Origin of the sequence: Rhodopirellula islandica (assembly GCF_001027925.1) — a bacterium.
GTDB classification, from domain to species: Bacteria; Planctomycetota; Planctomycetia; order Pirellulales; family Pirellulaceae; genus Rhodopirellula; species Rhodopirellula islandica.
Window position 1 is genome coordinate 180,866 of record NZ_LECT01000054.1, and the last position, 21,926, is coordinate 202,791.

A 21,926-nucleotide genomic window follows, 5' to 3' on the forward strand; every position below is an offset into this window, starting at 1 on the left:
GTCCACACCACCCATTCCAAGATCGCCCGTTCGCGGGCTTGTCTGCCATGGCCGTCCCAAAACGCAAGCACTCCAACAGCCGTACCGGCAAACGCCGCGCCCACGATCACTTGAAAAAACGTCAAGTGACCTACTGCCCGCAGTGCAGCACCGCAGTGCCGACGCACGTCGTTTGTCCGAAATGTGGTTATTACCAAGGTCGCACAGTCGTTGAATCGACTGACCAGTAATTCCAGCCACCAATTGAACTGAGTACGACCTGCTGTGAGTCTCGACGCAACAAAACCAGCGATCCTGTTTCCCGGCCAAGGTGCTCAGACGCCCGGCATGGGGACATGGTTGTGCGCGGAATATCCCCTCGCCAACGAACTGTTTGAAGAAGCAGGCGATGTGCTGGGATACGACCTGAAATCCCTGTGTGCGGACGGTCCAGCTGAAAAGCTGAACGAAACCGTTCACAGCCAACCGGCACTGTTTGTCGTGGGGGTCGCTGCTGCACGTGTGCATGACGAGTTGAACCCCGAGCTGGCAAAAAAAATCGTTGCCGCCGCGGGACTCAGCCTGGGTGAATACACCGCCGTTTGCTACGCCGGAGGCCTGTCCTTCGCCGATGGCCTGAAGCTGGTTCAGAAACGCGGCGAAGCCATGCAGGCTTGTGCTGACGCGACCGATTCAGGCATGGCCAGCGTGCTGGGGCTGGATCTCGAAAAGCTGACCGCGGTTTGCGAAGAGTGCCGCAGCGGGGACGAGATTCTGCAACCTGCCAACCTGCTGTGCCCCGGCAACATTGCGGTGTCGGGCCATCGATCCGCTTTGGAACGCCTGGGACCTGCCGCCACTGCTGCGGGTGCGATGAAGGTCGTGCCACTCAGTGTTGCGGGTGCTTTTCACACGCCCATCATGGATGGCGCAGTGGAATTGCTCACGCAGGCTCTTGCAGAGGTCGAGTTGTCGGACACGCGAATTCCGGTGTACAGCAACGTCGACGCGAAACCACACACCTCCGCCGAGGAAATTCGCCAGCTGCTGGCACGTCAGGTCGTCAATCCCGTCCGTTGGGACGATTCCATCAACGCGATGCTTGGTGACGGCGTGGATGGTTTTCTGGAAGCGGGGACTGGCCGTGTGCTGCGAGGCACGATCAAACGCATCGCTCGCAAAACGCCAACGGATGGCTTCGGCGACCAACCCTGAGCCGGTGAATTCCGATCCGACGGCCTTGGAAGGCCATCGGGCAACCGTTTGTGAACGCCACCGACGAAGACAACGCCCCTGACATCGCGGGGCAGTCCGTTCTTACAACCATGCTCCCCAACCTCCCAACCCCACAGACCTGCCCCCATGGATCTCTCCCTGTCGGTTGATTTGAAAGATCAAGTCGCCATTGTCACCGGTGCCAGCCAAGGTCTCGGCCGAGCTGTCGCTGTCGCACTGGGGCAAAACGGAGCCCACGTGGTTTGCGTCGCTCGCAACGCAGAGAAGCTGGCCGCTACCGTCGCGGAAATCGAAGCCGCTGGGGGAACGGGCGAAGCCCTGCCCTGCGACGTCACCGATCGCAAAGCCGCCGCCGAAGCCATCGAAGGCACCCACAAAAAACACGGTCGTCTGGACATCTTGGTCAACAACGCCGGGATCACGCGTGACAAGCTGATGCGGGGCATGTCCGACGAAGAGTGGGATTCTGTCATCGCCACGAACTTGACCAGCTGCTTCGTGTGCTGTCGCGCGGCCGCGGGAGTGATGCGGCGCAGCAAGTATGGTCGAATCATCAACATGGCCAGCATCTCAGGCCTGATCGGCAACCCAGGTCAAGCCAATTACTCGGCCAGCAAGGCGGGGATGATTGGGATGACGCGGACGATGAGCAAGGAGCTCGTCTCACGTGGCGTCACGGTCAACGCCGTCGCTCCTGGGTTCATTGCCAGTGAAATGACCGCTGAACTGGGCGACGTCATCCTGGAAGAAGTTAAAAAACGAATCCCCGCCAAGCGGGTTGGTCAGCCGGAGGATGTCGCTGCGGCGGTGTTGTTCTTGGCCAGCCGTGATGCCAGCTACATTTCTGGGCAAACCATTGTCGTTGACGGTGGAATGGTCGGCTAACGGCATATTGACGCGTTTTAGCTGCGTCACCTATGTTCTGCCCCGAGCGGCTATGGAGTGCCGTCTCGGTTGTGCCCTGCCCCACAGATTTGCACTTTCCCTTTTCGAATCTAACTGACATTTAAATCGGAGTTACGCCCATGGCGTCTATCGAAGAACGCGTGGTCGACATTGTTTCTGAACAGCTCGGCGTTGACAAAGACAAAATCACCCGCGAAACATCGTTCGTCAACGACCTCGGTGCCGACTCGCTCGACACTGTTGAGTTGGTGATGGAGCTCGAAGAAGAGTTCGACATCAGCATTCCTGATGACTCCGCCGAAAAGATCCAAAAGGTCGGCGAAGCGATTGATTTCATCGAAAAGGAAAAAGGCGAAGACGCCTAGTTCCCGATCTGATTGCATCCATGGCGAATCACTCGCCGTGGGATGCAATGCTCAACCACGGAACGCCTCGCGGGATCTTCCAAGCAAGATCCGTGAGGGGCTCCGATCCAAGACGGCGAAGCCAGACGCGGTCGTTGTCCCTGGTGTGAATCGCGATCTGAGTGTTCCAGCCATGCTTGCTTGACTCATCCGAATCCTGCGGCGGGTGCTTCGTTCACTTGATTTCTGCACACCGGATGACTTGACGCACATCTGGGCTCGGCGTCGCCCCGGCAATCTTTCGCCAATCGCAATCATCCGCATTACAGACCGCATCGTCGCCATTTTGCCCTGTCATTTCGCTACATTGACAAGGTTTCATTGGCGTTTTTTGCTAGGGTGCCAGTCACGCTCCCTGCGGTTCCTTCTCCCAACATTGCATGACGTTCATTCGTCACCACGCTCATGACGGACGCCTCCACAACGCCATCTTACGACCCTTCCAAATCACGACGTGTTGTGATCACCGGATTGGGAACCGTCACGCCATTGGGATCCGATGTCGCCACCCTTTGGTCGGCGTTGTTGGCTGGTAAGTCCGGGATCCACGAGCTGTCCATCATGGACACCTCCAAGTACAAGGTTCACTTTGGCGGTGACATCCCTGACTTCAATGTCGCGGATCACGTGGAAGCCAAAGAAGCCAAGCGACTGGACCGTTTCACTCAGTTCGCTGTTCATGCCGGGGCGCAAGCCGTCCTGGACTCGGGCATCGATTGGGACAAAACCGATCGCAAACGCTGCGGCGTGATCTTGGGTTCGGGAATCGGCGGGCTCAACGAAATTGAAGAGCAGATTGAGCGGATGCTCAACAAAGGCCCCGATCGAGTCAGCCCGTTCACCGTCCCGAAGATGATGGTCAACGCTGCCGGCGGAAACATCTCCATCCGATACGGGCTCAAGGGTCCGAACTACGCGGTGGCGACCGCTTGTGCCAGTGCCACCAACGCGATGGGCGATGCCCTTCGCAGCATTCGCGGTGGCGAAACCGATGTCGTGATCACCGGCGGAACCGAAGCGGCGATCACTCGCATGGGATTGGCTGCGTTCCAAAACATGAAGGCCCTGTCGACGCGGAATGACGACCCACAACGAGCCAGTCGCCCGTTCGATTCCGACCGCGATGGATTTGTGTTGGCTGAAGGCGCCGGTCTGCTTGTGTTTGAAGAACTTGAGCACGCTCAAGCTCGAGGCGCGAAGATTTACGCAGAAGTTTTGGGCTATGGCACCACCAGCGATGCCGGCCACATCACCGCTCCCGACCCAGAAGGATTGGGAGCTGCCGCCGCGATGCGCGCTGCAATTCAGGACAGTGGCCGCGCGGCCCACGAAATCGATTACATTAATGCTCACGGGACAAGCACACCCTTGGGTGACAAAGCTGAAACTCGCGCGATCCATACCGTTTTGGGTGACCACGCCCCCAACGTTGCCATCAGCAGCACCAAGAGCGCCCTCGGGCACTCCTTGGGTGCTAGCGGCGGGATCGAAGCAGTCATCCTTTGTCAAACCATTCAGAACAATGTGATTGCCCCCACCATTAATCTCGACACGCCAGATCCAAGTTGCGACCTCGACTACGTCCCCAATCAACCTCGGGAACAAAAAGTTGACCTCGCAATGAGCAACAGCTTCGGATTTGGCGGTCATAACGCGTGCGTTCTCTTTGGACGATTCTCCCATGACGGCTCTTGATAATCTGAACTCCGACTTGTTCGATCCCAATGCATCACCCCAGGAGGACGCTGGTCCCGAACCAGTCGTTTACTTGGTCGACGATCAACAAGCCGAATTGGACCTGTTGCAACGCTGGTGTTCTCAAGAAGGCTTGAAGACTGAAACTTTCAATCAGGCCGAAGATCTTCTCAAAGTCTTGCATGCCGAATCCCACGGCTGTGTCGTTGCCGACCTGCGGATGCCGCGACTGAGCGGCTTGGAACTGCAAGCCGAAATGTCTCGCCGGGAACTGACCGTTCCTGTGATCTTGGTGACCGGGCACGGCGATGCGGAAAACTGCCGAGCGGCATTCCAGCAAGGCGTTTTCGACTTCATCGAAAAGGGATTCCGGCACGAAGAGATCCTGCATGCGATCAACAGCGCCATTCGCAAACACCGTCGCGATCGCTTTCGGCATCAAGTTCGCAAGGAAGCTCTCGACCTGCTGCGGAAAATCTCGCCTCGCGAAACCGAAGTCATGCTGCTGCTGGCCGGTGGGTCGCCACTCAAAGGCATCGCTCAGGAACTCAGCATCAGCGTCCAAACGGCGTCGAAACACCGTGGCAGCATTTTCACCAAGCTGAACATCGACAACGAAGTTGACCTCTACAAGATGCTGTTGGCAGCCGAAGTCAACTTGGATGCAGGGCCTGCCGCATTGGTCCCGCCTGCTCCCTGATTGAATGTCCCCTTCATCACGCGGTTCATTCTGTGGACCGCATGGATGAACCGCAGCGGAACCAAATCAGCCAGTTCATTCAGCTGGCAAATCCAGCGTGCGGTCCGCGGGGAATATTCGCAGTGTCCCCCGGACTCCAGGTCGCGCCTTGCGATCTGGATTTCGCAAGCTTGCCCACATCCGAACTTGTGAGTTCACCGGGTGAAGTTCCAATGACACAAACGTCACTTCACCACGCAGCACGGTGATGTTTTCTTGACCGTTGATGGATTCGGTCCACTCGAATTCAACCGCTCGGCCGTTCAGTTCGGCTCCGTGCTGGCGTCCGTCGACGAACCCGCTGACACGAATCGGATCCAATGAGATCAAACGCAGCAGTGGTTGGCCGGCATCCACCCACTCGCCGGGAGAGACCGTCACTTCCGCCACGCTTCCAGAGAGCGGTGACTCCAGGCGATGCTCCGCCACCCGAAGTTCCGCCATTCTGACGAGCGACTGTTTTTCGTTCGCGTTGGCTTCTGCGATTTCCGATTCTTTGTGAGCCTGTTCGATCGACAGCCCCGCCTGGTCGATCACCAACTGCAAGCGATCAATCTCAGTCGCGGTGACGCTGTTTTGAAAACGCCGATTCGCGTCCAGGCTCTGTTCGAGCTCTCGCATTCGGACTTCACGGGTGCGTTCGGCATAGCGTTGGTCAACGTCACTGGTGGATTGCAGCGCAGCCGCTTGAGAGGCTGCTTGTGCCGCTTCCAGTTCCGCTTTCGCGCGGCGATCGTCCAACTGAACCAGCAGTTCGCCTTTGGAAACCTGCTGGCCTTCGACCACGCTCAAGGACCGGACTCGCCCTGCAACCGGTGCGGCGAGCGGGAGGTCAGTGACCAAAGTCGCTTGGGCCGCTTCGATCACGATGGCTTGGTTGCCCGATTCATCGGCCTGTAGCGACGAAGAAATGCACAGCGTCGCTGCAACCCAAGCGGCCGCGACCGGCAGATGGGCGTAGACAGCCTTGGCGAAATGCCCAAGCGGATTCACGATTGTTGACTGGGTGCCAGAAGCAAACATCAGGCATCACTCCGACGGGTTGTTTTGAGTGGATCAAACCAACCGACCAGTCTAATTCGAACATTCCGCTCCGTCGGCCGTTCTCGCCCGGTGGCAGGCCACGACTGAGACCTTCGTCCGGGTTGGCCGCATCTCACCAAACCGCCCCTCCGGCAGCCAATCTTGGTTGGGATTTGTTACGATGCGGGCCTTCGCCGATGCATTCTGGTGCGATCGATGAAGGCTGAAAACGTCCTGCTTCTCTTGAAAACTGACCCCGGAAACCCTCGTGCAACAAGTCAAACTCTTCAAAGGTGTGGATTCCGAGCTGCCCGAACTCGAACGGCAAATCAATCGCTGGATTCGCAAGAGCGGCGCTCGTGTTCTTTCGATCAATGGCAATCTGGCACCCGCACCCTCAGCCGGCAACGGGCCGATGAATTCGTTCGCTGCTGGCGACGTGTTGATCATTGTGCATGTCGAGATCGACACGCCTCAGGGCTGATCAGGGTTCCAAACCGAAGTCGCGAATCGTGGTCAGCGTTTTCAGCTCCAGGCCTTTCTTGGCGAAGGCCTCGGCACCTCCGGCCAAGCGATCGATGATCGCGAGCACGTACTGGACTTCCAGTCCGAATGCTTCGACCGCTTCGACGGCCTTCAACGCACTGCCGCCGCTGGTGATCACGTCTTCCACGATCACGACTTTTTGGCCGGGAGCGACGGGGCCTTCAACTTGCTGCCCCATTCCGTGGCCTTTGGCTTCCTTGCGGACCATGAACCCTTTGAGGTCGATGTCGTCACCACCAGCCAGCGTCACGATCGACGCGGTGATTGGGTCGGCACCGATCGCCATGCCACCGACCGCGGCGGGCATCACGCCGGATTCCTTCGCGTTCTCGAGCACCACGTCCAGCATCGCTCGTCCGATCAAGCCCGCGCCCTTGGGGTGCAGTGTGATGCGGCGGCAGTCCAGGTAATAGTTCGCCTTCTTGCCGCTTGCCAGCGTGAACTCCCCACGCTGCAAAGCTTCGGTTTCCATCAAGGCGATCAGAGGGGCAAGGTCACGATTGGCCGAGTCAGACGACATCCAAGTATTCTCCAGCGGGAAATTGAGCGGTTCAATCGGAACGAATACCACAATCGCTGCGATTCAGACACCCGCCGCAATCGATCCCAGAGGCTCAACCAGCCGATGGATCGAATTGCGAAGCCAACCGGGGCCTTGCGTGTCGCCAGCACCAGCTAGAATACCCACTCCACTCAACCCGCACATTCTCTCGACAGCGTGCCCCATGCCTTCCTCTGTCCTTCCCGTTTCAGTTCGTTTTGTGTTGGCGATCGCCTTGACGGGTGCCTCGGTTTGCCTGAGCGCAGCAGGTGTCGTCGCGAATGAAGCCGCCCAGTGGTTGCAGTTGATTGATCAATCCAAGTCGGGTTTGGACGCGGGGAAGTTGCCGTCCGTGGAAGCCACGGAAGCCGATGTGGTGGAGTCGATGCAGGCCGCCGGTGCATTTTTCCAGCGAGTGACGGATCAGGCCAATCACGAGGCCTGGATGCGTTTCCTCGATTTCGAACCGCTGAGATCCGCGATTGAAAACAACGAATCGATCGCGAAACGAGGCAACGCCGCCACTGAACTGTCCCAACGTTTGAGCGGCCCCGAAGAAGGGCTGGAACTTTCGCGTCTGGTCGCATTGCGATCTTCACTGGATCGATACCTCGCCGCGCTTCGTTATGGTGATCCCGAACGTGGCCTCGCGCTCTCCGAACGACAGCTCGAAACACTCGCCAAGCTTTTGGCCGCTGATGAAGAAGCCGGTTCAACGCCTCGTTCACTGACGGACCTTTCGGGCGAAGAAGTTGCCCAAATCGAATCGATCATCGAGTCGCTGGCATCAGCCAATCAAGCCGACGAATTGGTTTCCCGAATCACAGGTCGCTACTCGTCGCCCAACCTGCGTGCCTATGTCGACGGTGGCGTGATCAGCGACGCGATCACCCGTCCGGTCAACAATCCCGAACGAGTCAACGATTGCTTGCTCGGCACCCGCATCATCGGCGACGCCCGAGTTGTCGGAAACGTCACCGGTTCGTTGCTGCCATCCGAAGGCAATGTCCGCTTGTTGGTTCGTCTCGACGGTCAATTTTCGACATCGACGAAAGGCTACAACGGCCCTGTGACACTCCGGTCGTCAGGCTTTGGTCAGGTCTACGCGGCTCGGCAATTGATCATCACGGAAAAACGAATTTTCGCAGGTGAACCAATCGCAACGGCCAGCCTTTCGACGCAGATCAACCAAATCAATCACCCGCTCAAGCTGGTCCGCAAAATTGCGTCCAAGAAAGCGGCTGAGATGAAACCGCAAGCCGAAGCGATCTCTCGCCGAAAACTGCAAGACCGAGTGCTGGAAGGTTTTCGCCTGCAAACCGACGAAGCGTCGACTCGCACGTTCCCCGACCTCGACGCGAAGATGAGCCCTTGGCTGCGTCGTCTGGATTTGCCTTCGCCTGTTCGCACGATTGGATCCACCACGGATTCCGTGCACGTTCGAGCGACCATGCGGCGACCGTATGGATTGTCGGCACCCAGCGAAGGCCCCTCGTTGTCGACGGTCCGAACCGCGGCCTCATCGGGAACTTACCCGGGTGGCTACAGTGCCGCGATTCAGGTTCACGAGAGCATCCTCAACAACACGGTGATGAAGTTGCTGGCCGGAGAAACCTTCACACCTGAAAAACTGCGTGACCTCACCAGTTCGTTTGGGATCCCATCGGACAAGAGCGACACCCCTGACGAAGCCTCAGCCGCTGAGGGAGAGCAACCCGAAAGCTTTGAAGTCGACTTCTCCGGTTTCCGTCCGGTCTATTTCGAAGCTCGCGATCAAACGCTTCGCATCGGCTTGCGAGGCGACCGCTTCGCCCAAGGGGACCGAGAACTGGATCGTCGCTTGGAAGTCTCCGCCGTCTACCATCCCGCGATCACGGAAGACGGCCGGATGATGTTGATTCGCGACGAAGAGATTGATCTGAAGTTTCCGGGGGGCCGTCGTTTGACGCTGTCACAGACGGCCATCAAAGCGAACATCGAAGAAGGCTTTGACAAACTTTTCCCGATGACGCTGCTGCATCGCGAATGGAAGCTTCCCTCGACGCTGAAGCTTCCCACGCTCGCAGGACGCTCGGCGAGAGTCATTGGCATTGATGCTCGCGACGGTTGGCTCACGATCGTCGTCCGCTAACCGGCGGTTGATTGAATACGCCTCGCAGATTGGGCGATCAGCCATTGGGCGATCGCTCACGGTTGCCGGAGACGAACCGGACACGATCGCGTTCCGGCTGACGAAATCAGCAGGCAGCTAGTTCCAATCGTACGATGGCACTGTCCAGCCCAGAACAGTCGGAATGAGAATTGCGTAAGCTGCAGGGAAGCCTCCTTCCCAAGCCAAAACAATGAATCCCACCGAAATCCAAGCCATCGATCCCGTTTGCGGCATGTCGGTGGCCCCGTCGACTTCACTCTCCAGCCAACATGACGGGCGGACGTTCTACTTCTGCAGCGCTGGCTGCCAGAAAAAATTCGAGGCGGATCCAGAAGCGGTGTTGCGGGCCCGCAAGCAAAAAGAGGCTGCCTCGGCCGGTTCCGAACCCTCGTGCTGTAGCACCAAACCGACTTGCTGTGGCGGCTCGCACAGTAAGTCTCAAACCAGCGACCAACCCGCCAACCCCGACGCCGTCTACACCTGCCCGATGCACCTGGAGATCGAACAGATCGGCCCAGGTGATTGCCCGATCTGCGGCATGGACCTCGAACCAAAATTCGTGGATCCCTCGTCCACCGCGGACGAAGCCCAGTACAAAGACATGCAGCGTCGGTTTTGGATCGGCGTTGCCTTGTCGGTTCCATTGTTGATCCTTTCGATGGGGCCGATGATCGGTCTTCCGATCGATCGCTGGATTTCCCCTCGTATCGACGGCTGGTTGCAATTCGCTCTCGCGACGCCCGTTGTGTTCTGGTGTGGATGGCCCCTGCTGGTTCGGGGGGCCAAATCGTTCCGATCGTGGAACCTCAACATGTTCTCCTTGATCGCGTTGGGATCACTGGCCGCGTTTGGGTTCAGCTTGCTGGCCGTCTTGGTCCCGGATTGGATCCCCGCTGCGTTCTACGACGCTGACAGGCCACCGTTGTACTTCGAAGCCGCGGCCGTGATCATCACGCTGGTGTTGCTCGGGCAAGTCCTCGAACTACGAGCCCGTCAGCAAACCGGTGGAGCCATCCGAGAACTGATGCAGCTCACCCCCGACATCGCCCATCGAATCGAAGGAGACAGCGAAAGCGACGTCTCCCTCGATGAGATTCAATCGGGCGACCGCCTGCGAATTCGCCCAGGTGAAAAGGTCCCCGTCGACGGCGAAGTCATCAGCGGCACGTCCCGTGTTGACGAATCAATGCTGACGGGCGAACCGGTCCCCGTTGAAAAGACCGAAGGCGACGCGTTGACGGGTGGGACCCTCAATCAATCTGGGGCGCTGGTGATGACTGCGACGCAAGTTGGCAGCGACACGGTTCTGCACCGGATTGTGCAAATGGTCGCCGATGCACAGCGCAGCCAAGCCCCGATCCAGAAACTCGTCGATCAAGTCGCCCAGTACTTTGTGCCGGCGGTCATCCTCAGTTCCATCCTCGCGTTCATCGCCTGGTCAATCCTTGGCCCTGAGCCATCGCTGGCCTACGCGTTCGTGTCCGCGATCGCTGTCCTGATCATCGCGTGCCCGTGTGCACTCGGGTTGGCGACGCCCATGTCCGTCATGGTGGGCGTGGGGCGTGGTGCCAAAGAAGGTGTCTTGATTCGAGACGCTGAAATCCTGGAGATCATGGAAAAGGTCGACACCATCGTCGTCGATAAAACAGGAACGCTGACCAAGGGGAGTCCCGCGGTCACCGCAATCGAACCGCAGGGTGACTGGAGCGAATCGGATGTCTTGTCCATTGCCGCGGCGGTGGAGCAATCGAGCGAACATCCCCTTGGCCGCGCGATCGTTGAGCACGCGGAATCCTCGGGTTTCGAAAAGCGTGTTGCCAGGGACTTTCAAAGCACAACCGGAAAAGGTGTCGTCGCACATGTCGATGGCAAACACGTTGCGATTGGCAACCCCAATTGGTTGGCCGATTTGAATGTGACGGGATTGGATCGCGTCCGCGGGCAAGCGGAGACGCATCAAGCGGACGCGGCCACGGTGGTTTACATCGCCATCGATCGTACGCTCGCCGCGATCATTGCCATCCAAGATCCGATCAAGGGCAGCACGCCGGGGGCCATCAAGGCGTTGCACTCGCTGGGACTGCAAGTCGTGATGCTGACCGGCGACGCTCAATCCACCGCTGAAGCGGTGGCCAAACAACTGGGCATCGATGACTTCCGAGCCAACGTGTCACCGGAAGCCAAGCACGACTTTGTTCAGCAACTCAAACAAGAGGGCAAAACGGTCGCGATGTGCGGCGACGGAATCAACGACGCACCGGCCTTGGCGGCATCCAATGTCGGGATCGCCATGGGCACCGGAACCAGCGTCGCGATGGAGTCCGCTGGGGTGACGTTGGTTGGCGGCGACTTGCGAGGCGTCGTGGCAGCGAAACAGCTCAGCCAAAAGACGATGCGAAACATTCGCCAAAACCTCTTCTTCGCGTTTGCTTACAACGCACTGGGCATCCCGATCGCAGCCGGTCTGCTGTACCCCTTCTTCGGGATTTTGCTCAGCCCCATGCTCGCCGCCGCGGCGATGAGTTTCAGCAGCGTCTCCGTGATCGGCAACGCTCTGCGTTTGCGAACGATCCAGCTCGACGTGTCGAATTAGATCGATGATGAGCCTTGGGCACACGTTCGGAATGAGGAGTGCGACACCGGGCGGCTCGCGCCACTCCGCGAGAAGGACTTTGCCGAAGCCTCGGCCGACATTGTTAGCGGCAGGGCGCGAGCCCTCCGGTTCCACACTGTTCAGCCCCATGCTTGCGGCCGCGGCCATGAGCTTCAGCAGCGTCTCCGCGATCGGCAACGCTCTGCGTTTGCGACCGATCCAGCTAGACGTGTCGAACCGAGTCTGAGACTGGCGTTGGAATCGGTTCGAAAGTAGGCAGGTCGTGGTACCGGGCGGCTTGCGCCGCTCCGCTAGAAAGACTTTGCCGACGGCTGGGCTGGCTTTGTTAGCGGCAGGGCGCGAGCCCTCCGGCCCAACACGCAACGACCAAGCCGACGTCGGACTCGCATCGCTGAATCACGACGAGTTCGCACTCGAACCGCCCGCGTCTTAGGCTACCGCCCGTTGGCTGATCGTTCGAACTGCGAAACGTTTTCAATCAACAGCCTGATAGGCTTCCAGCCTTTGGTCGCATGGGATGATTCGCAGGATCCAATTCCTATGCCACCAACCAAACCTTTGGCTTGAAAGTCGGATCGGATTTTCCGCCGCCTTTATCAGACAACAAGGCCGCGCAAACCGGACTCCATTCGTCTGCCCTTTCCGAGGCGTTGCATTTCGCACCCGTGCTTCAACAATGGGAGGAGGCGGAACGCATTTCAATCGCAATCTTCTAGTCGAGGCATCAAATGAACAAGCTTGGTCGCGTCCTGGTTCTGAGTGGACTGTTTGTTTTCCTGCAGTTGGTTCCAGCCATCGCTGCCGACGAAAAACAAGCGGAAACCAAACCCATCGAGGCCGGTGGAGTCCGTCTTCCATGGCATACAACGGACGTGAGATGGCGAGGTTCACGGACCATCGATGACGTCGAAACCATCGGCGTGACCTTCACCGTCGATCGTGACGTGCCTGACACGGTCAACCTGTACATCTCCCCAATGGGTGGCCAGTACCTCAACAAAATTGTCTTTTACGGTGGCATCCAGTCGAACGTGAATGGCTGGCCCTCGCCGACAGAAGAACGTCGCGTCCATCCCGGCCCCGGAGCAATTTTTTCGCGGTGGGGCGGTGAGCCCGTCAGCATCGATGCAGCCCGTCCCGAAGAAGGTGGGTTGTGCGAGAGCGCGGGTTACGAAGGAGAATTCGTGAGCGTCCGGAAACCCTATCGCTGGAAAGCGGGCACCTACACCTGGGAAGTTAGAAAGGAGTCCACCGAGGAAATCGACGGCGAGCCTCACACCTGGTTCGCTTGTTATTTAACCGACCATGACCGCGAAGATGAAATTCGTGTGGGAGCGTTGCGGTTTGAAGGCGAGACGTTCTCGTTCAACGGTCACTCGACCTCCTTCGTTGAGATTTACGCCACCACCAAGATCCCTCGTTCGGAAGTCCCTGAAGTATCCGTCGTGTTTCAACCACCGGTGGTCAACGGCGAGCCATTGCCTCCAAGTGCGGTTTCGATCTATCACCCTCGCCAAGGTGATCAAGGCTCACCATCCCCACCCCTCGGTCGCGCCGAAGCGGTGGAGGGCGGCGTGAAGGTCAACCTGTACAACGAAGTTTTGCAGGGCGAAGCAGTTCCCCCGAACCGATACAACCTCGAAGTCCCACTGCGTTCCCAACAGAGCTGACCCAGTCCTCTTTGTCCTGTGGCATCGGCTCGAAAGTTGGAGCGTGGCACCGGGCGGCTTGCGCCACTCCGCTAACAAAGTTCACCGCTGTTTTAGCGGAAGGGCGCGAGCCCTCCGGTCCCTCACGCAATCACCCAACCAACCGCTCGACTCGCGGCACGATTCTGCAACCACTGGCAAACCCTAAGCAGGTACGCAGGTGTCATCGGGTATGTGAGCCGTTGGCGTTAGCCACGGTTTTCACGCGCAACCGGGGCTAACGCCCAAACGGCTCACATGGTTGTGCCCGATCATTCCAGCCGACCTGCTTAGGGGCGTCCCTCGCTCACGCGTCGGGTTGTGATTGGTAGTCTTGGCCGACTCAGACGGGCAAGGGTGCCCATCCTACGGGTACAAACGCGTTTCGGCCTGGAGTCAACGATGCGACCACGCGGACGCCCGAATTAACTGAAGCGGTGAAACTTAATGTTGCCCAATCAGCCAATTCGCTGTCCGACACCTTTCTTCTTCCGTTGCAAACTACCTTGCCACTGGCGACCACAGTGCTGCCTTTTTGTTCTAACGCATTTTCAAGAAAAGATCGTCCAAGCCACTTGTGTGATATTAAACTCTGAGTTAAACATAGGGCAGGACACAGAAATTCTCCAGCAGGCCTCGCGATTACTTTTCGCTCGGCCTTCCTTCGCCGGGCTTGCTCTGCGGGGGCTACTTCGGTGTGGCGTTGCCATGCTGCCTATTGGCCCGTCATATCTGGGACGACCTCCCTCTGATGTGACGTGTCACCGTGATGCGACTGATGTCATTGACTTCAAGTCGTCGGATGATTCCTGAGGTTTGGAACCCGGTACGTTACCGGCGGAAGGACCTCACATTCCTCCACACGGAGAATTGTTATGAGCGGTAAACGCCGTGAAGTTGTGTCCTGCAGGGAACGAAAGTTGAGTGCGATTGTCAGTTTCTGGCACTCGCTCCCCGACCCGAGTGAACTGGCAGGAATGAGTGGGAGGTCGCTTGCGGACCTTCGTCGTGAAGCGTTGGCTTGTTTGAAACGTTCGCCTCCGGACCTCAACGGTGCGCAGGCAGCCACCTTCCAAGCGATCCACGACATGCGAAACGATGAGCAAAGTTAGCGACCTCCCAAAATCATTAGAGAACCAATGCGACGATTAGGAAAAACAGCCCGGAAAGTTCGATCCAAACTTGGGCTTTCGCAAGCCAAGATGGCGAAAGAGCTAGGTATTTCGATCGTTCAGCTCAGCAAGATTGAGAACGATCATGCGATGCCTTCACCAAATTTGATCGAGAAGTACCGCGAAGTTGCGAACGTCGATTTGTACGTGATGGATTGGTGCGAGGATCCCGACATGACGACGTTGCCAATAGCGGTTCGTGAAGCAGCAGCAGAATTGCGGAACGCTTGGTCCCAGGAATTTGATTGAGCTCGATCGGCATGGACGCGAAATTGTTCAGCTTGCACCGTCCCCGGCAGGTCGCAGATCGTCTTGGCCTTGACGAGTCATGGTTGCTTCGTCTCTCGGAGGAACTCCGCACCGCTGAAGGACGGTCAAACTACATTCGCGAGTTTACGCTTTTTGACCCCCGGCCCGGAAAGAAACCAAGAGACATCATCTCGGTTCGCGGCGATCTTCGATTGGCTCAGCGACGTCTTCATCAACGACTCCTGTCGCATTCCATTGAGCCGACCCCCTATAGTCACGGTGGCGTTCGTGGCCGAAGCATTAAGACGAATGCCGGGCAGCATGCACGCAACCGCTTTGTTTACCTGACAGATATCGCAAATTTCTATCCATCTATTCACAGCAGTCGCATCAACGACTTTTTCAAGTCGAATGGGTGCCTTCCTGCAGTCGCTCGATTGCTGACCAGCCTCACGACTCTCGACTACCACCTGGCACTGGGGCTTATTACCAGTCCGATTTTAGCGGAAGCCATCATCCAGCCAGTCGATCGACGAATCGCGGTCGCCTGCGATCGACAGGGGCTCGTCTATAGCCGGTACGTTGACGATATCTGTATATCGTCCAAGCACAGCCTGCACGGATCGGGAATTGACGCAACAGTTAGAACGATCCTTCGCCAATCAGGATTCAAGGTTCGAGTGTCAAAGGATCGCTTCATCCGTGTCGATGAGGGTTGTGCGGTTACGGGAGTTCGTATCCATCGTGGACGACTTTCGGTGACACCAAGTTACATCGGTGAGTTGGAGACGGATCTCAGCAGCGCGCTATCCTTCGCTCGCGGCGGTCATCACACCGGACTCTTCTTCACAAAAGAGCAACTCTGGGGCCGCGTTCAATTCGTCCGGTGGATCAATCCCGGCCGCGCGAAACCACTGATTCGATTGTTCCGCCAAATCCCCTGGCGACGCTACCGTGTGGCGGCAAGCCAGAGCGGATTGATCGCTGCAAAGGCCTTTTTTGCTGAACGAAAAAGCTACGTCCTTTGAAACTGATTGAAGTGTTCGATTTTTCCCACAGTGCTGCCCCAAAAAACTAAACACCCAAATGATTGCTCGCTCAATACTCTGCCTGGCCGTACTGGTCATTGCTTCGCCGGTCTTTGCGAAACCGCAAGAGTCCCAAACGTTCAAGGGGAATTCAGGGGCTTTCTCAACGCCAGGCGAAGCCCTTGACCGTGTCCAGGGGGATCATTCGGACGAGATACCGATCGTGGTCGCACAAGGCGAGATGGACAAATTGATCGACTGCAAGGGCGGTGGTGCATGTCCAATTTCGGCTGCGTTGATCGCTTCGCAGGGAGTGCGGGTGATGGCGGGGTTACCAGTTGATTCGCAGCCGCACCGGACTGCGCTTCGCGTGTTTCAAGACAAACCGGAGTTGCTGCTGGGGCGGATCAGCAACGATCGTATGGTGATCTTGTTAGCTTATCTATGTGAAGATCTGGACGAGACGCCAGTCGTGATCTCGACAGTTTCCGCGCCGAACAGTCCTCATGCGGCGCTGGGGCCGAAATGGTCCGAAACCGATGGACCAGACCTTACGACATCGCCTGGGGAGTTGAAAATTCTCGCTTACACAGTGACGACGGCCGACGGCACGGTTCGTGGGCGTCACTTTGTTCTGCTAAAGACGTACGAGGGCGGGCGGCTGAACTTCATTGACCCCGGCAAACCGCTGAAGAAACGAATGTTCGATTTGGAATATCGCGGTGTGCCGTCGGCTACCAAGCGTCAATTGTTCTTTCAAGTTCCTAACGGTTTGGACAAGTCGAGCCAGACCTACGAGCTGAACACGATCTTTTCGATTCGGTTGCTGGTCAACGATCCGAACGCTACGTCAGACAGCGAATCAAGGGTCGAAACGATGAAGATAAACATCGACAACCTCGCCGAACGTTTGCGGGCGAGCGACGAGTTGACGTCGCCGATTGCGTGGCGGCGCGAAGGCGCGGTGTTCGGGTTGCCCGGCGTTGATCTGCCGGCCAGTGTCGATGGTGGAGGATACTCGGTCGCTGAATCACTCGAATTGTTCCGGCACGCGGGACGCATCAATTTGAATCTTCGTGATGTGGTGGGTGGAGCCCATGGTCGACCGCTGGCACAAGCCTCCACGCAGATCGCAGGCGAGGTGCTGAACAAGCTGGTCACCGGCGAGGCTTACGTTGCTGTCTCGATTACCGAACCGTTGGCTGGGTCGAACCCAAAGGAGATGCAGAGCAAGGCAGTTCGTTACGAAGGCGGTTTTAAACTCACCGGACGCAAATTATGGAATGCTCGCTTGCGACAGGCGACTCACATCGTGCTCTACACGCAGGCGGCCAATGGAAAGGAAGGTGAATTTTCGGCATTCCTGATCCCGATAGATCATCCCGGACTAAAAATTGTCGACCGATACGCACATGGACTGACCGGAAATTCATTCGGCGGTCTCGAATTCGACGACATGTTCGTCAGCCAAGACCATCTGATCGGAAAAGACGGCGAGGGCTGGAAAATCTTCACCAGACACTTTCAGTACTGGCGATTGATGCAGGCCGCTGCGGCGATCGGGTGTGGCGAAGCAGCGCTCGACCAATTGGCTGATCGACTGAAAACACGTAATGCGTTTGGCGGTCCGATCGGCCGATTCAGTCACCTGCAACAACCGCTCGGCGAATACACCACCAAATTGCGAATGGCGTTGGCATTGGCACGAGAAGCAGCGAAGTTGCTTGATGACGGCAACTACAAGGCGGCTACCTCATTGATCGACGGCTTGAAAGCCGAGGGCGTTGAGATCGCATTGTCGGCTTGCGACACCGCCATGCGTGCTCATGGTGCGATGGGTTACAGCCGAGACGTTGACCTTGGTGACCGGGTTCGCGATCTGATGGGATTGCGAATTGCCGATGGGACGACCGATGTGATGCGAATGTCAGTCGTCAAGAATGTCTACGGTTCAGAGCTTTGGATCATGGCGGTCTACGGTATGCCCAGGAACGAGGAAACCGAAACTGAAATCGAAGCAGGGGCTCCTGTCACCTCTGAGGTCAGCAATGATGAGTAAGCCGTCTAGCAGCGTCTGGAACGTACGAGCTGATCGAAGCATCGTCGTTACAGTGCTCCTGGTCGGGATAGTGACCGGCCAAAGGGGACGGGGGTAGTTTCGGGTGTCCAATCAAAGGAAGAATAGGAAGCAGCCTGTTTTGGACGAGGAAGAAAAGAGGGGGCGGGGGTCAAAATCAGACGCATCCTCTCAACAATGACCACCGTCCCATGGATCTCGCTCGGTTCTGAAAGAAGTTGACGCAGAGGCGGGGAGTCGCAGAGACGCAGGGGAGAGCCGTAACGCCTGATATCCCGTCTGGTCCCTCTGCGCCTCACCGCCTCTTGCGACTCTGCGTCGAAATTCGTGTGCGGGACTGAGGACCGATCAAACGGGACGGAGTTCTTTTGACCAAATGCATGCCCAGGAGAACTGGGGTAGCAGATCGCCGGATGGTGCCACCCAACATCCATTGCTCTTTCTCACTTCGGCTCCTCATCGGTTTTTCCTCGATGACCAGCGATTCGGAATCGGACGCTATCGCGTTCCGGCTGGTGGGAGTGGCCACGTTCGGTCTCCGCCGCCCGGCACTCACTCCGGTTCCGCCTTGTGACGGAAATTGTCAGTCACCTTCCTGTGCCCCCGAAGTTGCAATGCTGGACCGTGACTCAGTCACTTGCCGGTCAAAGTCGCCGAGCTGCCCAAAGGCCTCGTGGTCTGTCGCAAGCTAAAAGTGAGGGTTGATCGTAGTGGACGAGGCCACGAGTCCTCGGGGTTGACGGCAGTTCAGGACTCGTGGCCTCCTCCACTACCCTAATAATTAGGTCGTGACCGACCACTGGCCCTAGCGTTTTCCGAGGTTGGCATCGACGCATCGATGTGGCGTGACTGGGTATGGGGCTGGCAGAAATACTTCGATAGAACCAGCTGTGTGGGTTGCCCAGAATCAACGAAAGCCGATGACTCATGCCGACGTGCTTAGCAACGCGTGAACAGCAAGTGACGTTGTTGGCGGTGTGGCGCAAGCCGCCCGGTGAGGAACCGGAGGGCTCGCGCTCTTCCGCTACGTCACTGGTTATTCACGACGCGCTTACTCGCGGGTGAAACGCAGCAGGTCGTAGGACTGGGCGGTTTTTCGCTCGGTCATTTCGAGCGGCCACCAGTCGTATTCGAGGTAGCGATCGGTTTGCTTGGTGATGACGTAGGCTTCTCCGCCCGACCGCAGTTTCTTTGCGGCGGTGACCATGAAATGCTCGGCGATTCGGAAGTCGCCGTAGTAGGGCGGGTTGAGCAACGCGATGTCGCAAGCTGGCACGTCCGGCAGCATTCCATTGTGGTTGACGATCGCGGTGAGGTTGGTGAGTTGGTTTTGAGCTGCCGCACGCTCGGTGCACTGGACGGCTCGCGAATTGCAATCGACGGCGTAAACGTGACCGGTTTGTGATCGCACGGCGGCTGCCATTGCGACGGCTCCGTTGCCGCATCCGAGTTCCAGCACGGTGGATCCTTCGGGGATCGGCGCGTGCCGGATCATTGCCGCGGCGGCTCGGTCGACCGACCGATGAGAGAACACCGATGGACGAGAATGCACGGTCAGGATGCGATCGTCGACTCGGTGAGTGAATTCGGCGTCGAAGTTTTTCGGTTTGAATGTCTCGGATGATTTTCGCACGACGTAAACACGTCCGGTCGCGTGATCGTGGCATCGGACTTTGGGACCGAGAGCCTGCAACTGATTCAGCAGCCAGGTGTCTTTGGGAGCGTTGACCGCGGCGATCAGTTCACCACCGAGGGTCAGCCTTTGCCAGGATTGATGAATGAGGTTGCGATTCATCTCCGCTTCGCCGGTTTTCAAGACCGGCAACAAAGCGAGATCCCACGAGGTGTCAGGAAGATCGGGTTGGCAGATCACATGAACGTCTGCCGACGTCACCTCGCGAGCCTGTTCGGCGCGGTGCAAATCCACGAACCAGCTCGTGACTTTCGAGCTTGGAAAGGCGGCAATCAGTGCATCGGCCGATTGCCCTCGTCCCGGTGACATCACGATCGCGGAGGCGAGCGATGGGTGGGGGAAAGAAGCCAAGTGATCGATCAGCAATTGTTCCGACGGAAGCGGAGGCAGGTCACTCACCGCCAACTCCAATTTGTAGGGTGACGGTTTCGTCTTCGAGTAGATTCACGGTCTGAATCCTTGCCCAGTCTTGGGCTTCGGCTTGGACGCGATGTGTGCCACGAAAGGCTCGGACGGTGGCGATGCCTTCAGCGTTGGTTTGAACGGTTTGGTTGGTCCACCAGGCTTGAAAGATCAGCTCTTCCCAGACTTGGCCGTTGGGTTTGATTGTCCAGTCCTCTCGGATCATGGCGCCGTGGGGACGCCACATGTCGCCTTCCCAGAAGCCCCAGGTTGTGAACCCGGTGGTCGCAGGATGGGCAAACACCAGCGTGAGAAAATCGCGAGTGAACTGGGCTTGGGTGGCTTCGTCACGGGAGTCGATGTCGAACTCGGTGATCTCGATTGGCAACTGGAATCGTGACAGTTCGTTGAGCACTTTCCAGGCTTCGGGCATGGTGATCAGGTCGGCTTGAAAGTGCCCTTGGACACCGATGCCTTCGACGGTTCCTCCGCTATCCAAGATTTGTTCGATCTGCTGGATGTAAGTTGTGAGATGCTTGGACCGTTCGCTGCCACCGGTCATCAATCCGTATTCGTTGATGAACCAGAGGGCCTCGGGTTGCGATCGCTGGCCTCGATTGAAGACGTCGGCGTAGTAGTCGTTTCCTAAGACATCGCCGACCAGCGACACATCGCGAAGTTCATTGATCGCATCCCAGACCGCGATTGGCATATCGCGTGTTCGCTCCAGAGCGGCGTCCATCGCGGTTTCGATTTCGGCCTGGAATCGCGAGGGTTGATCGGCCAGTTGTTGGACGCGATCGGGAATGAAATGCGGGTACAGCAGCAGGTGGTTTTTGATTTCAAAGCCCGCGTCGATGGCCCACTCGGCGGTCGCGTCGGCTTTCACAACACCGGCGGGACGGTCCGTTCCCCAGTCCGCCCAATAGCGAGGCAGGGTGACACGGTTGAACCAATGCTTGGTTTGCTCGCGAAATTTGGCGGCGTCTTCGCCAGCATGGATGGGTGTGTTGCCCACGAACGTCCCGAAGGCGTAATCGTGCTCTTGCTGTTGGACGTGAACGGTTGCACCGGCCAGCGGTTCGCCGACCGCGTTGACGACACGGACCGTCAGGTCGCGTTTGCGATGACGTTCGATGCTGCGGAGAGCTTCGGCTCGCCAAGCATCGTCATCCGCACCCGGGTAGAACAACCGCGTGAACGGAAGGCTTGCGTCGGGAACGTTTCCCAGCCCGATCAATTTCAGATCGCGAATTTCGAGTCGTTGCTTCTTCTCGGCGCACTGGATCGAGGCGTAGACACGATTGGCGTCGTAATCCTGCTTGGCACGAAAGCAGATTCGAAACGGATGCCACTGATTGGGAACGTCGAAGGAGCGAAACCCGTTGGGTTCTTCGATTGGTTCCCAGGGATCGTTGGTCGCCATCGAGACATGAATGCTTCCCAGTCCATCCGTGCTGGATGCGATGGCTCGTGCGTCGAAGGAGACGCAGAACACGTCGGACTCTTGCACGGGAATTGAGATCGGCTCGCACTGAACCTGTAACGCCCAGGCTTCTTCTTGCGGGGCAGGGCAGTTGACCGTGATCAGGTTGTTTTGCCGGTGGATCGAGCCGGTGCCAGGGCGGACGTCGAGTCGAAACTCGGCGGTGGGAACGAGTGTGATTCCCTCCGCCGAAGTTTGCGATTCTTGTGCGAACGCATGGATGAGCTTGGCCGGTGTCCCGAGAGAACTCAGGAGCAAAGCGATTGCCAAAGAGGCCTGCCACCATCGCATGATCA

The 21,926-nt window shown here is 57.7% G+C and carries 18 protein-coding genes; 14 read left to right on the forward strand and 4 right to left on the reverse strand.

Annotated elements, in window-relative coordinates; all coding sequences use genetic code 11:
• Positions 1 to 47 precede the first annotated feature (47 nt).
• The 6 genes from rpmF to RISK_RS26690 all read left to right on the forward strand — a co-directional run bounded on the left by rpmF (position 48) and on the right by RISK_RS26690 (position 4,920).
• Positions 48 to 230: a 50S ribosomal protein L32 gene (gene rpmF / locus RISK_RS26665; protein ID WP_007331836.1), complete on the forward strand. Its 183-nt coding sequence runs from the start codon at positions 48 to 50 to the stop codon at positions 228 to 230.
• Between the two features lie 34 nt (positions 231 to 264).
• Positions 265 to 1,194 (forward strand): ACP S-malonyltransferase, encoded by a 930-nt coding sequence (fabD, locus tag RISK_RS26670; protein ID WP_047817365.1) that lies wholly within the window; start codon positions 265 to 267, stop codon positions 1,192 to 1,194.
• A gap of 147 nt (positions 1,195 to 1,341) precedes the next feature.
• Positions 1,342 to 2,100: a 3-oxoacyl-[acyl-carrier-protein] reductase gene (gene fabG / locus RISK_RS26675; protein WP_047817366.1), complete on the forward strand. Its 759-nt coding sequence runs from the start codon at positions 1,342 to 1,344 to the stop codon at positions 2,098 to 2,100.
• 140 nt (positions 2,101 to 2,240) lie between these two features.
• Positions 2,241 to 2,486, forward strand: coding sequence for an acyl carrier protein (locus tag RISK_RS26680; RefSeq protein WP_007324899.1), 246 nt, complete (start codon positions 2,241 to 2,243; stop codon positions 2,484 to 2,486).
• Positions 2,487 to 2,930: 444 nt separating this feature from the next.
• Positions 2,931 to 4,220 carry a beta-ketoacyl-ACP synthase II gene (fabF, locus tag RISK_RS26685; RefSeq protein ID WP_047817367.1) on the forward strand — a complete coding sequence of 430 codons (1,290 nt, stop codon included), beginning with the start codon at positions 2,931 to 2,933 and terminating at the stop codon, positions 4,218 to 4,220.
• Positions 4,207 to 4,920 (forward strand): response regulator transcription factor, encoded by a 714-nt coding sequence (locus RISK_RS26690; RefSeq protein ID WP_047817368.1) that lies wholly within the window; start codon positions 4,207 to 4,209, stop codon positions 4,918 to 4,920. Before fabF ends, RISK_RS26690 begins: the two co-directional genes overlap by 14 nt.
• 75 nt (positions 4,921 to 4,995) lie before the next feature.
• Here the strand turns inward: RISK_RS26690 and RISK_RS26695 are convergent, their stop codons facing one another.
• Positions 4,996 to 5,982, reverse strand: coding sequence for an efflux RND transporter periplasmic adaptor subunit (locus tag RISK_RS26695; protein ID WP_047817369.1), 987 nt, complete (start codon positions 5,980 to 5,982; stop codon positions 4,996 to 4,998).
• 268 nt (positions 5,983 to 6,250) lie between these two features.
• Between RISK_RS26695 and RISK_RS26700 the strand changes: the two genes are divergently transcribed.
• A complete protein-coding gene (locus RISK_RS26700; protein WP_047817370.1) occupies positions 6,251 to 6,466 on the forward strand; it encodes a hypothetical protein in 216 nt (71 codons plus the stop codon).
• Here the strand turns inward: RISK_RS26700 and pyrE are convergent, their stop codons facing one another.
• On the reverse strand, positions 6,467 to 7,048 hold the full coding sequence (gene pyrE / locus RISK_RS26705) for an orotate phosphoribosyltransferase (RefSeq protein ID WP_236696745.1): 582 nt from the start codon (positions 7,046 to 7,048) through the stop codon (positions 6,467 to 6,469).
• A gap of 205 nt (positions 7,049 to 7,253) precedes the next feature.
• Between pyrE and RISK_RS26710 the strand changes: the two genes are divergently transcribed.
• The 7 genes from RISK_RS26710 to RISK_RS26740 all read left to right on the forward strand — a co-directional run bounded on the left by RISK_RS26710 (position 7,254) and on the right by RISK_RS26740 (position 18,031).
• Entirely contained in the window at positions 7,254 to 9,200 is a 1,947-nt protein-coding gene (locus RISK_RS26710) for a hypothetical protein (RefSeq protein ID WP_047817372.1), read from the forward strand.
• A 211-nt stretch (positions 9,201 to 9,411) separates the two neighbouring features.
• Positions 9,412 to 11,814, forward strand: a complete 2,403-nt coding sequence (locus RISK_RS26715; RefSeq protein ID WP_047817373.1) for a heavy metal translocating P-type ATPase — start codon at positions 9,412 to 9,414, stop codon at positions 11,812 to 11,814.
• A 749-nt stretch (positions 11,815 to 12,563) separates the two neighbouring features.
• Positions 12,564 to 13,505, forward strand: a complete 942-nt coding sequence (locus RISK_RS26720) for a DUF3472 domain-containing protein (protein WP_053061318.1) — start codon at positions 12,564 to 12,566, stop codon at positions 13,503 to 13,505.
• Between the two features lie 938 nt (positions 13,506 to 14,443).
• Positions 14,444 to 14,635 carry a hypothetical protein gene (locus RISK_RS26725; protein ID WP_150122716.1) on the forward strand — a complete coding sequence of 64 codons (192 nt, stop codon included), beginning with the start codon at positions 14,444 to 14,446 and terminating at the stop codon, positions 14,633 to 14,635.
• Between the two features lie 27 nt (positions 14,636 to 14,662).
• Positions 14,663 to 14,944 carry a helix-turn-helix domain-containing protein gene (locus RISK_RS26730; RefSeq protein WP_083435194.1) on the forward strand — a complete coding sequence of 94 codons (282 nt, stop codon included), beginning with the start codon at positions 14,663 to 14,665 and terminating at the stop codon, positions 14,942 to 14,944.
• Between the two features lie 11 nt (positions 14,945 to 14,955).
• Entirely contained in the window at positions 14,956 to 15,972 is a 1,017-nt protein-coding gene (locus tag RISK_RS28545; RefSeq protein ID WP_053061319.1) for a reverse transcriptase family protein, read from the forward strand.
• A 58-nt stretch (positions 15,973 to 16,030) separates the two neighbouring features.
• On the forward strand, positions 16,031 to 18,031 hold the full coding sequence (locus tag RISK_RS26740) for an acyl-CoA dehydrogenase family protein (RefSeq protein WP_083435195.1): 2,001 nt from the start codon (positions 16,031 to 16,033) through the stop codon (positions 18,029 to 18,031).
• 1,069 nt (positions 18,032 to 19,100) lie between these two features.
• Here the strand turns inward: RISK_RS26740 and RISK_RS26745 are convergent.
• Together RISK_RS26745 and RISK_RS26750 are read right to left on the reverse strand one after the other, a co-directional pair.
• On the reverse strand, positions 19,101 to 20,141 hold the full coding sequence (locus RISK_RS26745) for a class I SAM-dependent methyltransferase (RefSeq protein ID WP_047817455.1): 1,041 nt from the start codon (positions 20,139 to 20,141) through the stop codon (positions 19,101 to 19,103).
• Positions 20,134 to 21,921: an endo-1,4-beta-xylanase gene (locus tag RISK_RS26750; RefSeq protein ID WP_047817456.1), complete on the reverse strand. Its 1,788-nt coding sequence runs from the start codon at positions 21,919 to 21,921 to the stop codon at positions 20,134 to 20,136. The genes RISK_RS26745 and RISK_RS26750 overlap by 8 nt, the downstream gene beginning before the upstream one ends.
• Between the last annotated feature and the right edge of the window lie 5 nt (positions 21,922 to 21,926).